The organism is Paenibacillus sp. N22P23, assembly GCF_059383735.1.
On record NZ_JBXENT010000001.1, the window covers coordinates 2190441 to 2206532 of the forward strand.

Sequence of the window (16092 nt, forward strand, 5' to 3'; positions counted from 1 at the left end):
AGATCTCTGGGTGAGCTTCTTGTGTTGCTCCTGGAGCTACTCTTCAGCACATTCCGCCACTTTTCGGCGAATGTGTTGCTCCAAGAGCTACTCTTTATTCGCCACACCTTCAACACTCGTTATTATTGAATAACTACTGCCTCGCATTGCCCGACTATCAAATCAATTTCCACAGTTGCTTTCCCTGCCGCAGCATCATATTGTACGTTCACGCTCTTGCCTCCGATTGTGACAACAGGCTCCCGCTGAGCGATCAGCTTCAGTCTGCTCGTTCCCGCACCTTGTATCTGCGCACGGATGATGCCGTCCACATAAGAATAATTCGACAGCTCAACACCAAATGCTTTCTGAATCGTAATCGGGTATGGGTTCGTTTGAACCCGGTGTACTTTAATCGTTGAGGTTGTACTCATACTTGTACTTGTACTTGTACTTGAACTTGTACTCGTACTTGTACTTGAACTTGTACTCGTACTTGTACTTGAACTTGTACTCGCTTTCTCCCCCGCGATATCAACAGGCAGCTTATTGGTCGCTGCCAGCAACTGACCATCCACCTCGATGGATTGAATGTACGGTCCGGAACCGATCATTTCGATATCGAAGCGTTGTTCCCCGTAATAGAAACCTTCCAACGTCATCTCTTCCCCCGCATACGGATGGAAGGTTAAGCCCCCCGCTTCCATGGAAACGCCGACTACGCCATGAATAGCTGCTTGATACCAACCTCTCATGGAATAGGCATGCCATGTCCCATTCTCCGTATTCCAACGGTCCACGTCCGGCTCCGCCGTATCGATATAACAAGAGATGCCTTCCGGGCACGTCAGCTTCCCGGTCCAATAGCTCACCCAGCCAATCCATTGCTCGATGAGATCGGGACGATTGCCGTCATTGATCAGCTGCATGAAGTATTCGCCGGTTACCGGCCACCAGCAGTGCAGCTGGTTAGCATCCATATCAAAGGCATCCGACCAGACCGGAATCTCACGCAAGCCTGCTTTGCAGACGATATTCTTCTCAAAGAATTCGAGGGCTCCCGCATTCATCGGATCCATCAAATCACTTAAATAATGGCTCTCCCATTTGACCGCATTGGAGTTGAAAGAATTCCGCTTCTGCAGCGTCTTGGAATCAATGGAGCTCACCACAAACTGCTTCTCTTCGTCATAGAACAGCGGCAGGAAGTTCTTCTCTATACCGGTGAAGACGGCTTTTGCCCGTTCCTTCGTTTCCTGATCACCTACGAGATCGGCCAAATATTCCATCGAACGAGCAGCAGAATAGAAGATCGTGTTGTTCAGACTGCTAATATCGCTCGTACCCGTTTCATGCATGAACGCCGGAAAATCCGGGAACAATGAAGCCCCTTCGCAAAAACCTGTGCCTTGTACTTCCCGCGTCAGAATAAGGTTGAATATCCGTTTCACAAAATCATATCGTTCCAGCACTTCTTGCTTATTCCCCGTTGTCGCATAATACTGCTGAAGCAGCGAGATATACATACTCTGCGCAGGAAGTGCGCTGACACTGTTCAAGGTCATGTCATGGCGATAGCTGTGCGCAACGCCCCACTCTGAATCTGCCGTCTCCTCGTAGAAGCGAAGCATATCGCCGATAAACGATTGATCGCCCCAATATAGCGTAGCGTAATTGCTCGTAATGCCGTCCCAGCCCCATACCCAGTACTGCTTGTTTTTCGCTTTAATCGCACCCGGAACGTCGGTAACTTTGCAGGATTCGTGATACAGCGGGATTAGACTCATGAAGTTATTTAAGGCTTCATACGGGCTGTTAAGAATTGGCGAACGCTCCCGGATACGTTCGTAACGTGCAAACTGCTTCGACACGGCTTCATCGATAGCAGATGACATCTCATAGGCTTTATTCAGCAGCGCTTCTTTCTCACAATCAAACGTGATCATAAAACTATAAGTCCGGTTTGGTTCCAAAGGCTTGCTGCCAGAGAGGATATACTTCGAATTCAACGGTCGTTTCGAGTATCCAATCGGGAAATCCGCACCAATGCTAATAAAAAGCGGAACAGGCTCTTCACGATCAAATTTGCTCACATCCGGATTATTAATATTGATATCATCGGGATGGCCTGCTTCCCGTTCGTTCTGAATCTCCATAAAAGAGCCGTGCAGCAGACTGTTTGCTTCATCATAGGACCATTCCTGCCATTCACGACTTGTGCCGCCGGCGCTGAAACGGAAATCTTGCGAATCTGCCGGGATTAAAGCGAAATCTTTGTAGAACTCCATTTTGTATCGCAAAGAAAGCGGAAGCTCCTGAGGTGTCGTCACTTGGAATACGATAGACTCCTCCACCGCCAACATGCGGTGCTTGAGCTTCACACCATGAACCTCACACTCCGATTCGACGCCGAACGGCCATAGCTTCGAATTCGTATAAGGGAGCTTATGCGTTACGCCGTCAATCTCGACGAAATGCCTAAACCCATCCCATAATCGCTGCAGAAATACGGTATTGCACCCGCGCACTGCTAGCGGATTATGATAATTCACTTGGGTGACGGCATTCTCGTCAATTTGAAAATTCAACCGGCTGTCCGAGAACCATCTCGGCGATTCCGGAATCCCTTTCTCGCTTTCTATTACGCCTTTGTTCACTGTAAAAGTCTTCATTATCGTCCAGTCTCCTCTTGTACTCGTTTTATGCTCAGAATCCAATCCTCTTGATCCGGCGTGAACGTTCTCCACATCATCCCGCTGCCATAGCCGTGATACTGGAAGTCCGTAACCGCATGCGATTCACCCGTACGAGGATTCATCCATTGCCCCGCGTAAGTTTCGCCGTCTTTCTTTGCACCCATAATCATAACGAGGACCGGCACTGCAGCTTGACCGCCTGTACTATAGATAATGTAGTGCTGCCTAAGAATGGCTGCGCAATACACATTGCTTTCCGCTACCGTACTGACCCACTCCGGATGAGGCTCAAGCTCCCACCAATTAACCGTTTCCATGAGATCGCGCACATGCTTCATCTGTCCGGAGCCGGGCAGGTTTAAATCTTCTTTCCACAAATCCGGACGCATCTGATCCGTCCATTTATCCTTCTGCTCCCCGTTATATAAGGACCAAATCCCATGTGCTCCATACGTCTGCCCGATACAGCCCTGCAGCAGTGGAACGTAAGTGGCAAAGCGAATATGCTTATCGTTAATGCGAATTCCGTCGTCCAAGACACAATTGGGATGATTCTCATACCACGACTCGCTCATAATAGACGGCTTGGGCGGCTGAAGCTGATAATCGAGATAGGGAAGCATCTCTATGAAGTTCTTGAAACCGAGCACATGCCCGACCTGGATGAGATTGAAATCGTACCAATCTTCCCCATGATAATGCCGGCTTCCGCTGTGCGGGGCGACGGAATGTACGGAGGTCGGATGACCGTATGGATCGCAGCGGTGAATTTCCTGTCCCAGCTCGCGCCATCCTTCTACATCGTCCGTGAATAGATATTCACCTGCCGGTGACCACATGACGTTGAACGCGGCATATCGAGTGATGAGATAACGGAGATATCGCTTAGCGCCTTCAACTTTAATGCCTTGCAAATCTTGGCCCCACATGGCCATCAGACAAGGTACGAATCCCATGTTCAGCATGAGGCGAATACGCAGATCCAAATGACTGAAGTAGGCGGGATTAATAAGGGAATACCGCTCCAGATATGGCGCTCCGCCTTCATTGAGGAAATACTCCGGGTCATACTTGACATAACTGGCCGTTTCTTCGCCGAATTGGTCTGCCGTTGGATGGCCGACAACCAGCTGGATTACATTGAAGCCTTTCTTTCTTCGGTCTTCCAAGTAAGTCGGAAGCGCTTTCTTCAAGTCGCAGCGCAGGGTGTGCGCAGACCATAACGTATCTCCCATCCAATAGAACGGCGTACCGTCCCCATACTCGAACCATCTGCCCGATTCATGAATGCGCAAGAAGCCCCGTCGGTTTGGATTATGCTGTACCTCTTCTTCTTGCCAAGCTGATGCCGAAACGATGCCTGTTTGGCCATGAAGTCCGATGTCCGAATGATCGGAGCAGATCGTTGTAAACTGCCATTCTCCTGCTGAGACCGGAGCAAAACGGACCTTCCACAGATTACCGCCATCCCAAAAGCCGGGAATCAGCAGCTTCTGTCCCGTAGGACCGACAAACTCGGCCTGCAGCTCCACTTCGAGGAATGGATTATCATAGGTATCAGCTGCCTTGAAAACCAGCTCTGCGCATTCCCACACTTGCGTTTCCACCTTACGGTTCAAGCCCGTCACCTCCTTAAATGTAACTATTCGACTTCCAAACTTGCGTACTTCTCGCCAACTCCATTCTAGTGCAAGCGCTACCAAGGAAAATAGTGAATAAACGGCTGACTTATGCTGCAATCTGGAAATGAAAAAACAGCCAACCGCTTCAAGCGGCTGACTGTTTGGGGTGAACGGTTTAAGTTGTGATGAGGACTCTGTCCGCCACTACCCACGTGAAGGAAGAGCTTGCGTTCTTCGTTCCCGTCACGCGAATCTTAACCGTATGGCTGCCGCTCGACAAGGTCGGGCTGGTGAAGATCAGCGTGTTCTTGAGCAATGTCGCATTATAGAGATCCACCATCGTTTCAGTACCGCCGTCGATGGAAATCGCAGCTATGCCCGAAGAGTTGTATTTCTGACCATACACTTCTACCTTCGTTCCTGTGAAGTCCACTTGATAGTAATCGTTCGTATTGCCGGAGTAGTGCTCATCATCCAAGTAAGCGCCTGTGCTCGCACCTGAACCCCATGAGCCCACGAACTCGAACTGATTCTGACCTGTACCTGTCACAAAATCATTAACCGTTGTCGTGATCGTATACGCAGCACTTGCGACTGCCGAGTCAGACATGCCGGATTTGATCGCGATCGCCTTAAGCGTCATGCTGGACGAAACGGAGACCGGACCGGTATACAAGGTGGATGATGCTGTCGGCGTGCTGCCGTTCGTCGTGTAACGAATATCAGCGCCTGAAGTAGCCGTTGAAATTACAACCGATTGTGCAGCGTTGTACGTGCCTGCCGCTGGACTAAATGTCGGCGTAGCTGCCGGCGTTGCGCCAGCCGTCACGACGATTCGGTCTGCGACGAGCCAGTAGCTCGACGAACTTGCATTCTTCGTTCCCGTTACGCGAAGCTTCACGGTATGCGTGCCGCTAGTTAGCGTAGGACTTGTGTAAATAAGCGTATTAAGCTGAAGCGTAGGATTGTAAAGGTCGATATTCGTTTCCGCTCCACCGTCAATCGAAACTGCGGCAATACCGGAAGAATTATACTTCTGGGCGTATACTTCTACCTTCGTTCCTGTGAAATCGAACTGATAGTAGTCGTTCGTGTTCCCCGAGTAGTGCTCATCATTCATGTACGCTCCCGTACTCGCGCCGGAACCCCACGAACCGACATACTCGAATTGATTTTGACCAGTGCCTGTTACGGTGTCGTTAACGGTTGTCGTTCCCGGTAAATTAATCGTATAGGCAGCAGTTGCTACCGCTGAGTTGGTCATTCCCGCTTTAATAGCAATGGCTTTCAAGGTCTGGGAAGATGCTACGCTAACGGCTCCTGTGTACAACGTCGAAGAAGCGCTTGGCGTGCTTCCATCGGTCGTGTACCGGATATCAGCTCCTGAAGTAGAGCTCGCAATTGTAACCGACTGCGCAGAAGTATACGTTCCCGCCGCAGGACTGAATGTTGGCGTTGCCACCGTTGCGGCCGGTGCTACATAACCAGGAACCCAATCCGTGCCGCCGTACTCATAAGCACCAATGTCTGGCGCGGTGCCCACATAACCGTCTGTTACACCGGAGATAACCGCACCTGTGTCTTTGGCTGGGGACGAAGACGTGATGCGATATTGCAGTCCGCCTGTACCGCTTCCTACGAACAGCGGGTTGGTTGTTTGGAAGATCGAAGTCGTCGACGGATTGTAATTGATGACTTCATCGCGGAAAATATTATTTTTCATATTATCCGTCGCTTCGTTCGAGTAGGTCACATAGGATGCGTAACCTGACGTCGCTAACGTGTTGTTGAATATTTTCTGAACGTCGGCGGAGGAAGTATGCTGAATATAAATATCCGCAACTACGTTATTCCACAGCACGTTATGATCGATCTGCGCCAAGCCTGAACCTTGGTCAAAATAAATGCCGACTTGAATGCCTTCGCCCGTCGACAAAGCCGAGGAGTCATGAATCCAGTTGTGGTGGATGCGCAAGCCGTCCGTGACATAATCTCTAGATGAGTAGATCGCACCCATGTCCATATTCAGCATGCCAAAGTTGTACATGTCGTTGTAGCCGACATTTACATTCTGGCTGTTCATGAAATCGATACTCGCACGGCCTGTGCGATAGATGGTATTATTCGTAATCGTTTGACCATTCGTGCCATCTACAGGCATAACTGCGCTTGCGTACGTGCCCTCATAATCAATATCATGAATCTTATTGTTATAGGCTGTCGTGTTCGAGCCAAGCGCAACACCAACGCTGGAGCTGTATGCAATTTCGCTGTTTTGAATAATGCTGTTTGCACCCATCAAACGAATTCCCGTGCCAACCCCAGTCACGACTTGCCCTGTATGCGTATACGTGACGTCCGAATCCGTAATCGTAACGCCGTGGTTGATGTACTTGGCGTTCAGCCCATCAAGCGTGATGTTCGTACTGCTCGTATTGCTCGTAATGGATGCCGCGAACAATTTCAAATTCCGAATCGTAATATACGATTTGCCGCTCAGATCAAACGCGTAATTCCGTTTCTTCACTTCCACGTTCGCCGGGCTGCCTCCGCCCGGTGCCCACAGATAGAGCTGGGTGCCATCGTAGAAAAATTCCTTCGCAACGTCAAGCGCGCCAAGACGCCCCGTCAAGTAATAGTACTTCCGAAGTCTGTCATCTCCGCCGATGATGCCGCCGGAAACAGTTAACTGCGTGCCCGTTTGTGCAGTAATGGAGCGAGTTTGCGAGATAAACCAGCCATTGACCCACATCGTGCCGCCTACCCAGCCGCCGCTAATGCTTGGGATACCCGAATCATTTACGGTCTGAGCGCCGGTCGTTGACCATGTGCCGAGGGTACCGTTGCGGAAATCGTTGCGGTTGAACAGATCATTGGAGTCCGGCAGGTTCGGCCAGCGGGCTTCGATCATCATTTGCCCGTTCACGAACACTTGGTTCGCGAGCAGTGTCGTATTGTTCGTCATATTGGCATTGTAGCCGTTAGTCATTGTAATGGTTTTCTTGTAAATACTTCCGCTGTGTACCGACCAGCCGCCATCTGCCGTGTCGGCGCCGCTTACCGTAACATCCGCGCCGCCGTCCGGCTCATAAATAATGGGATTACCGGCTGAACCGGAATTCGTCGGCGTGATGGTTTCGCGATAAACACCAGTACGGATCTTGACCGTATCGCCGGCTGTTGCAACCGTCGACGCTTTCTGAATTGTTGCAAAAGGCTGCGAGGATGAACCCGGATTGCTGTCCGAAGCTCCCGTTCCGCCTACATAATAAACTGCGCCTGCCGCTTCCACTTGCTGTGCCGGTGAGATAAATGGAAGGCTCATCGTTGCCGTCATAGCTAATAAGACCATTTTGCGAAGAAAGCTGCTGCTTTTCATTGAAAAGTTCATACGTACATAATCCCCCTCGAATGATGTTATGCTTCACTGGCCATGCATTGTAAAACTACCACAATACTGTACGTTCTCAAATGCAGCTCACGGAAGCGCTTACTTCTTCTGGAAAACGATAGAAAGCAGGTTCATTAGTCACCCCCTTTAGGTAGAGTTAACTATAATGACGGGAGGGCAATAGTCTAACTCAAACAACCAAAGCCCTCCCGGTGAAGCATGTAATTCAGTAATACAATGAGTTATTCATTCTGCGCAAATACAGACGCTTCCGAAAGCAATGTTCCGTCTTCACTTGTCACATACACCTTTACCGTATAATGCTGCCCATTTTCATTGAAGGCGACTGACACTTGCTGCTCAGACGTTATATCCTTTGTTACGGTCTTTACCGTTTTCTTTCCGTTTTTCTTTGTCAGTTCAAACACAATAACTTCAGTGCCCGAATGCTGTCCAACAGGTTTAATAGTCACCGCTGCCGTAAAACCTTTCTTACCAACTAAACTTCCGTTTATGATTTCAAACGGAATTGTCGGTTCCGGCTCAATAACTTCCTCACCCGCAATGCTGATATAGTCGATGTTGATAAGTCCCGTGTCGCCAGCATCCTTCTTAATGGCGATCGTATTCTCTCCTGCGGCTAGCGTCAGCTTCACGGTCCGGTTGCCCCATGTATCCCAGTTGCCTGTTCCGGAGAAATGAACTTGCTTCATTTTCGTGCCATTTACGTAAAGCGATAACGTACGATCATCGTCGCCGTCTGCATAACGGATCGTCACATCTTTGCTTCCTGCAGTATCTGTATCGACTGTAAAAGTAAGTGATGTTCCATCTCCGCTCAGGCTGTCAACAAAGCCTGTGCCGGAATAACCAGCATGATCGGTGTTTTCCTTGGCATTTCCGGCAAGCGTGGAAAGCTCAGCCTCATACTTCTCGCCCGGTGCGTGTTCCTGATTCGCATCCAGTGGAATGCTGATGTTATCGACATTTACAGCACCGGTATCGCCTGCATCGTATTTGTAGGTGATGGTATTCTCTCCAGCTTGCAGGACCAATTGCTCGGTTTTGTAACCCCAGCCATCCCAGCCTCCGGTACCCATCAAACTCGTTTGTTTGATTTTCTCGCCATTGAGATAAACGCTGAGGGACCGGATATCCGAATCTCCGTTGGCGTAACGCAGCGTAACATCCTTCGTTACGGTTGCGAAGGTATTTACGGTGAAGCTTACCGCTGCTCCTTGACTGTTGAAACTGTCCACGAAGCCTGTTCCCGTAAAGTCGTCATGATTGGTTGCCACAGCAGTTCCGCCCTCAAGCGCGGCAGCCTCTGCTTCATAGACAACACCTGGGTCCGGGGCTGATTCCGGAGTGGGTGCCGGCGGATCTGTAGGATCTGTAGGATCCGTCGGATCTTCAGGTGCAGGCACCGTTGTAGGCGTTGGCTCATCAACCGCTCCGCTAGTTGTAATGACGATTCGGTCTGCGGTTGTATAGGTGCCGCCTGAGTTCTCATTCTTCTTCCCTGTAATTCTCACTTTCACCGTATGCTGCTCAAGCGGTAAGCCTGGGCTTGTGTACAGCAGCGTATTGGCATCGCGGGAAACATTATACAAGTCAACGAGCGTTTCGAGTCCGCCGTCCACGGAGACCGCAATGATACCGAAGGCATCGTTCTTCTCCCCATATATCTTCACTTGCGTACCCGTAAATTTAAATTGATAATAGTCATTTGTTGTCGCATTAAAATGATCGGTTTCCAAGTAAGCCTGACCATTCGCGCTTGCATTCCAAGAGCCTACGAACTCATACTGATTCTCGTCCGTACCAGTATCCGTATCGTCGAACGTTGTTGTCTGCGCAGCCTCAATATCACTGCTCGTAATAACAACACGGTCTGCCGTTGTATAGATGCCTTTCGATAATGCATTCTTAAGTCCGGTAATTCTGACTTTAAGCGTATGGCTTCCGTTAGACAACGTATGGCTTGTATAAAGCAGCGTATTGGCTTTACGTGCCTCATTATAGAGATCGATCAGCACTTCAGGACCGCCGTCAATTGATGCGGCGATAATACCAAAGGCATCGTTCTTCTCGCCATACATTTCGATTTGTGTGCCCGTAAATCTCACTTGATAATAGTCGTTCGCCGTTCCGCTGAAGTGGTCGGTTTGCAGATAAGCTTCAACATTTGCGCTTGCATTCCAAGAACCCACAAATTCATATTGATTCTCATCTGTACCGGTATCGTCATCGTCAACGGTTGTGGTTTGTGCATCAACAGATCCCAGGATCACGACAACCTTATCCGCTGTATGCCAGTTACCGCCGGAATTCTCGTTCTTCGTCCCGGTCAATCTAACCTTCAGCGTATGCTCGCCTTTTGGCAGCTCCGCACTGGTGTAAAGCAACGTATCTACAATTCTTGTAGCGCTGTAGCTGTCTACCAGCGTTTCTTCGCCACCGTCAATAGAGAATGCCGCAATACTGAAGGAGCTGTTTTTCTCCCCGTACACTTGGATTTGGGTACCGTTAAATTTCACTTGATAGTAATCGTTTGCCGTTCCGCTGAAATGATCGGTCTGCATATAAGCTTGATCGTTTGGACTCAAGTTCCATCCGCCTACAAACTCATACTTATAAAGACCTGTACCTGTCTCATTATCATCCACCGTCACCGTTCCTGTAGTTACGACTACACGATCGGCAGTTACCCAGTTTCCGCCGGAGTTTATATTCTTCTCCCCGGTCAGTCGGACTTTCAACGTATGGCTGCCAAGCGGAAGTGTCTCGCTGGAGAACAACAATGTATTAACCGACCGCGTCGCACTATACGAATCGACCATGGTTTCCGGGCCGCCATCAATGGAAACGGCAGCAATACCAAAACCGTTGTTTTTCTCTCCGTACACGCGGATATGCGTTCCGGTAAATTTCACTTGGTAATAATCGTCAGCTTTGTTGTTGAAATGATCGGTTTCCATATAAGCTTTGTCATTTGCGCTTGCATTCCAAGTGCCGACAAACTCGTATTTCAATTCAGCAGTCCCTGTCTCTGCATCATCAATCGTGACCATACCGAGCACAGGAGGAGCCGTCGGAGGCTGAGGTGTCGGTTCGAGTGGTTGTTCTGTAGCGTAATAAGTCGGCACATAACCGTCGGCCGTATAGCCCGGTACCCACTCTTCGCCGCCCAGCTCATATGCTCCGATATCGGGAGCTGTACCAACAAAACCATCCGTTACTCCGGCAACAACACCGCCATGATCCACTGCAGGAGATTCTGCTTTCAAGCGGTATTTCAGCCCGCCATGGCCATCATTGACAAATTTAGGATCTGTTTTTTGTCTAATGGTATTGATCGCATTATCTACGGAAAGGATGGCATCACGGTGAATGTTATTCTGATTCACATCGATCGCCGGGCTTGTGTAAGTGGTGTAAGACGCTGTAGCCATTGAACCGAATGTATTGTTATAGGTATTAAAAATCTTGAGAGGCTTGCCTTCACCAAATTCATGTTGGTTGTAATAGTCAATCATATTATTCCAGAGGACATTGTGATCGACTTGTGCAGGACCCGATCCTTGATCTAGGTAAACACCTGTTTGGATTCCGGTATCCGGGATATTATAAGGTGCTTTGTTATCATGGATCCAGTTGTGGTGAATTCGCGTCCCCGTTAGATCGGAGGATCTGGAAGAGTAGACCGCACCTAAGTCCATATTGGCTAATCCGTAATCGTACATATCGTTATAGCCAATCTCGACATTCGGATTGTTATACATGTCGATGCTTGAGCGACCTGTTCTGTAGATGGTGTTGTGCGTAATCGTTTGGTTGCCTGTAAAAGGTTTCGGTACGATACCGCTCGCATATGTCCCATCATAAGCAATGTCATGTACCAGATTGTTGTTGGCCGAGTTTCCCTCACCGAGTACGATACCTGCGCCGGAACTGTACTCGATAACACTGTTCTTAATGCTGCTTCCCAGACCGATTAGTCTGATTCCTGTTTCGTCCGAGTGAGAGTAAGTCAAATCCGGACCCGGCAGCGTTACGCTGTGGTTGATATATTTTGCTTTCAGCCCGTCTATTGTGATGTTCGAGCTGCTGACATTCGTCACCAATGAAGCTGCTTCTACATGGATGTTGTTGATTGTGATATTGGATTTGTTGTTCAAGTCAAAGGCGTAGTTGCGTTTCTTCACCTCAACGTTTTCCGGGCTGTTTCCATCGGGAGCCCATAGGTAGAGCTTCGTTCCGTCATAGAACCATTCCTTCGCACTGTCGAGCGCACCTAGCTTACCCGTGAGATAGTAATAATCACGGAACGCTTCAACTGTGTTCTTCGAAAGCGTCAGCTTCGTGCCGGTCTGGGCCGTAATCTGAGCGGTCGACGGGATAAACCAGCCTGTCATCCACATCTGGCCGCCAACCCAGCCGCCTTCGATATTCGGGATATCCGCGTCATCGACCGTCATACCAGAGCCTACTGTAGCCCAAGTCCCATTCTTCGCTTCTCGCCAATCCGCACGGTTCATCAGATCATCCGAATTCGGTAGATTCGGCCAGCGTGCTTCGATCATCATTTTGCCATCGATGAACACTTGGTTTGCCATGAGCGTATAGTTGTTTGTCATATGATCGTTGTAGCCTGTTACCGGAAGCGCAATTGTTTTCTCATAGATATTGCCTTGATAAACGGACCAATCTCCATCTGCAACATCTGCACCGCTAATCGTTACAACGGCATCGCCATCAGGCCGATACACGATTGGATTGCCTTCCGTTCCGGAATTTGCAGGCGTAACCGTCTCTCGATATGTTCCACTGCGGATAAAGACCGTGTCGCCGGCCGCTGCAACACTAGCTGCTTTCTGGATCGTTGCAAACGGCTCGGAAGACGTTCCCGAGTTGCTGTCCGAAGCGTTGTCGCCGCCGACATAATAACCAAGCTCGGCTGCTTGGACCTTCTGCGTAGGTGTGATATAAGGGATGATAATCGTCATTGCCAGCAGCGTAGAGCTTGCAGCTCGCAGCAGCTTCTTCTTATTTCCTTGCAATGCGGACATGCTCAAACCTCCTAAAAATTGTAATCGCTTTCAATATCGAGCTTTTTTAAGGCATTTTTCGCAAAAAAAGGCAAAAGATATCCCTGACTACACATGAACGATAAATTCATATATAGCCAGGGAGTGCATGTCTGAGAAGCTATGCGTTACGGCAACATGCCTTCGTTGCCTTTAAGGAAGTAATCATTGATTTCTTTCAGCGTTTGATCCGTTGCACCATTCTTCGCAGCAATGTCGCTGAATGTTTTCCACATATCCTCGAATTGGGCATCGTCTTTCGCAGCCATCGTTTTCGTCAGTGCTTTCTCGAATGCATCTCTGCCCTTCCAGAACTTATCTACACTCGGTACAGGACTAAAGAAATTCCAGATTGCCGGGTCTATTTTGATCGTTGTCGTAATCGTTGAAGTTGAATTATTAGGCAGATTGCCTGGGTTAAAGAAACTGAGTCCATCGCCAGGTGATAGAACTTTGTCGTATGCGTAACCCGGTGTTACATTCGATCCGCCCCACATGTAAGTTGGGTATGGCGGCCATTGTTTAGACGAAGAACCGAGTCTGTTATTATGCAGGTTGTACTTATTGTTAGCTCCGTTGTCTTTGTTGTATACCATTGCATCTTCTAGATCTTTATCCTTAAATACGCGCTTGCCGTCTTTCTCATCGAACAATCCCGCACTTTTCGGACCCCAAGTATACATTTTCTCGCCGACTTCAGAGACCATGTAATCGAGGTAATGGACGATTTGCGGCAGATCTTCTTCTGCTACTTTGTCTTTAAAGATCAGGATGCTTTGGTTATTTCCGGTAGGTCCTGTTGGAGAGATGAACTGATCCGTATTGGCCGGCGAATCTAGGAACACTTTACGATATCTGAACTTCTTGCCGGCTGCTTTCATTACGCTCTCATCCGGAGTATCAAACAGATACGCTACCGCATATTGACCGTTATTAATCTTCTCTGTGTGCGTAGCTTGGTTCTCAAGCAACGATTTTGGATCCATAACTTTATCGCGAACAAGCTTATTGAACTCCAGCAGCGTTTGTTTAAACCACTCTTGTTGGAACATGAACTCGACTTGTTTTGTCTTCTTGTCATAGTAGGTGAAATAGTTATTATTAGCAGGAAGACGGTTCAAGTACGTTTGAAGCATCGTCAATGTGCTCCAGTTGTCACCGCCGCCGAATGCATAAGTGATTTCAACCGGCTTGCCGTTTTCTTTAATATTTTCTTTCTTGACCAGAGCTTGCATGTCGTAAAGGAATTTGTAGAAATCATCCTTCGTTTTCAGCGGCACATCATAAAGTTCTTCTTTCGTAAACTTGCCACCGTTTTTCACATACAGGGCATCGATCTCATCTTGCGTTTTAGCCGCCGGGTACAGCTTCTTCAGAAGATCATCACGCACCCAAATCGAGCCGCTTCCATCCGGTGCGCTTAGGGAGTTAGGACTGACGAACGAAGGATCAAGTACCTTCAACGTGTTGTCCGGGTCACCAAGCTCGAGAGGGAATGCATAGGTTTTTCCATCCAAATTTTTGATCGTAATCGTTTCCTGCACTTTCGGTAACTTGTCAGTCGGCATTCTCTTTGCCAAGTTCGGCGCATATTTGGTGATTACGTCGGTCAAATCGTATACCTTGCCTGCTTTGATAAGGTCAGTCAATTGGGTCACATCAGAACTCATCACAATATCCGGCCAATCGTTCGCCGCATTCAGCATGCCCATCTTCACGTTCAAATCTTGACCGCCGTTGTCGAACGAATTTTCTTGATCGATTTCGACACCGGTTACCCGTTTAGCCTCAGGTGTAACAACATCTTGTTCCGCTGAATTGTGAGTAGGCTCTCCTGTACCGTGTGAATACCACAATTTCAGCTTCAGTTGTTTCCCTGTCCAATCCGGAAAGTCCGAGCTGTCTGTTACTTTGTCATACATGTCATAGTACAATTGCTCAGCCGGAGCAGCGTTCTCAGCCGTTTCCGTTGTATTCGTTGTTGCAGCTTCCGTATTCGTATTTGTGGCAGCGCTTGCATCGTTCTTCGCAGGTTCATTATTATTATTCGAGCAGCCGGCCAGCATGGCCACAGACAATGCTGCCGTCAGCGATAGGCGTACGCCAGTTGATAGTTGCTTCTTCACACATAATCCTCCCTTATTTGTCAATCCAATTATCAAAATAGGTGTGGTATGAGCTGGTAAAGATATGCGATAATAGAAGTGCTACAATCACGAGAACATATTCATGAGATCGGCCGGCTAGTAGGTTTGGCGACAGATTAGCCCGCTTTCACTCTTCGATATGTTCTTTTTTCATGTCTTGCATCCGTATGATCCCCTTAAATACTCGTTTCCCCTCTACTACTCTATCACAGACGACTGTAGGCCTCACCTCCATAAATAGTGATCCAGATCGGCTTTCGTTACTCTTTCACGGCTCCTAGCGTAATTCCTTGCACGAAGTACTTCTGCAGGAATGGATACACAACAACGATTGGGATGGTGGTGATGATAATATTGGCTGCCCGAATCGCGGCCGGCGTCATTTGGCGAGGGGTACTTGTCGCTCCGGCAGTCCCCATCCTAATCGCTTCTTCCAACAGCTTCGAGATTCTCTCGCCTTCTCTGAGGATTTGCATCAGGATATATTGAAGCGTATACAAATGCTTGTCGGTTATAAAATACAGCGTTGTCGTCCAATCATTCCAATGTCCAACTGCACTCCATAATGCGAGAACCGCTATAATCGGCATAGATAAAGGTACATACACTCGGAACATAATGATGAACTCATTGGCTCCGTCAATTCGCGCTGACTCCGCAAGGCTTCCCGGAATACTGTACAGATACGATCGAATGATGACCATATTGTATAAGCTGAAGGAGACCGGAAGTACATAGACCAGAAAGCTGTTAAGCATGTGCATTTTGGAGAATAGAAGGTACTGCGGGATTAGTCCCCCGTTAAAGTACATCGGAATCATCAGAAACATCAGGATAACCGCTTTGCCTTTGAAATCCTTGATGGTAAAGGCGTAGGCGCACATATATTGGACGACCAGCGCAATTAAGGTTCCGATGACCACACGCATGATCGATACGCCTGTTGCTGTAATGATGTCTTTATTACGAAACAACACCTCGAAGTTATCGGTCGTGAACACCCTCGGCCAGAAGGTAATGCCCCCGAACTGCGAATCCATCGGATCGTTAAAGGCTATCGCGAGTACATTCACATAAGGGAATATCATCGCTACGACCAGAATGAACAGGAGGCTGATGTTCCCGTATTTAAATAGTTTGTATGCACTGGATTCGTGACTCATCTGG

Annotated in this window: 6 protein-coding genes; all 6 read right to left on the bottom strand. The window is 48.5% G+C overall.

Features of this window, described 5'->3' with window-relative positions:
* Positions 1-122: 122 nt before the first annotated feature.
* On the bottom strand, positions 123-2651 hold the full coding sequence (locus AC506A_RS10235; protein ID WP_495460818.1) for a glucosidase family protein: 2529 nt from the start codon (positions 2649-2651) through the stop codon (positions 123-125).
* Complete coding sequence (locus AC506A_RS10240; RefSeq protein ID WP_495460819.1) at positions 2651-4294, bottom strand: glycoside hydrolase family 140 protein; 1644 nt, start codon at positions 4292-4294, stop codon at positions 2651-2653. Before AC506A_RS10240 ends, AC506A_RS10235 begins: the two co-directional genes overlap by 1 nt.
* A 178-nt stretch (positions 4295-4472) precedes the next feature.
* Complete coding sequence (locus AC506A_RS10245) at positions 4473-7688, bottom strand: chitobiase/beta-hexosaminidase C-terminal domain-containing protein (protein WP_495460820.1); 3216 nt, start codon at positions 7686-7688, stop codon at positions 4473-4475.
* A gap of 242 nt (positions 7689-7930) precedes the next feature.
* Positions 7931-12760, bottom strand: a complete 4830-nt coding sequence (locus tag AC506A_RS10250; protein ID WP_495460821.1) for a CBM35 domain-containing protein — start codon at positions 12758-12760, stop codon at positions 7931-7933.
* 146 nt (positions 12761-12906) lie between these two features.
* Positions 12907-14904: a type 2 periplasmic-binding domain-containing protein gene (locus tag AC506A_RS10255; RefSeq protein WP_495460822.1), complete on the bottom strand. Its 1998-nt coding sequence runs from the start codon at positions 14902-14904 to the stop codon at positions 12907-12909.
* 281 nt (positions 14905-15185) lie between these two features.
* A complete protein-coding gene (locus AC506A_RS10260; protein WP_495460823.1) occupies positions 15186-16088 on the bottom strand; it encodes a carbohydrate ABC transporter permease in 903 nt (300 codons plus the stop codon).
* Positions 16089-16092 lie beyond the last annotated feature (4 nt).

Coding starts and splice junctions, on each gene's coding strand:
- AC506A_RS10235 (WP_495460818.1), bottom strand. CDS start 2,651: ATGAAGACTTTTACAGTGAACAAAGGCGTAATAGAAAGCGAGAAAGGG.
- AC506A_RS10245 (WP_495460820.1), bottom strand. CDS start 7,688: ATGAACTTTTCAATGAAAAGCAGCAGCTTTCTTCGCAAAATGGTCTTA.
- AC506A_RS10250 (WP_495460821.1), bottom strand. CDS start 12,760: ATGTCCGCATTGCAAGGAAATAAGAAGAAGCTGCTGCGAGCTGCAAGC.
- AC506A_RS10260 (WP_495460823.1), bottom strand. CDS start 16,088: ATGAGTCACGAATCCAGTGCATACAAACTATTTAAATACGGGAACATC.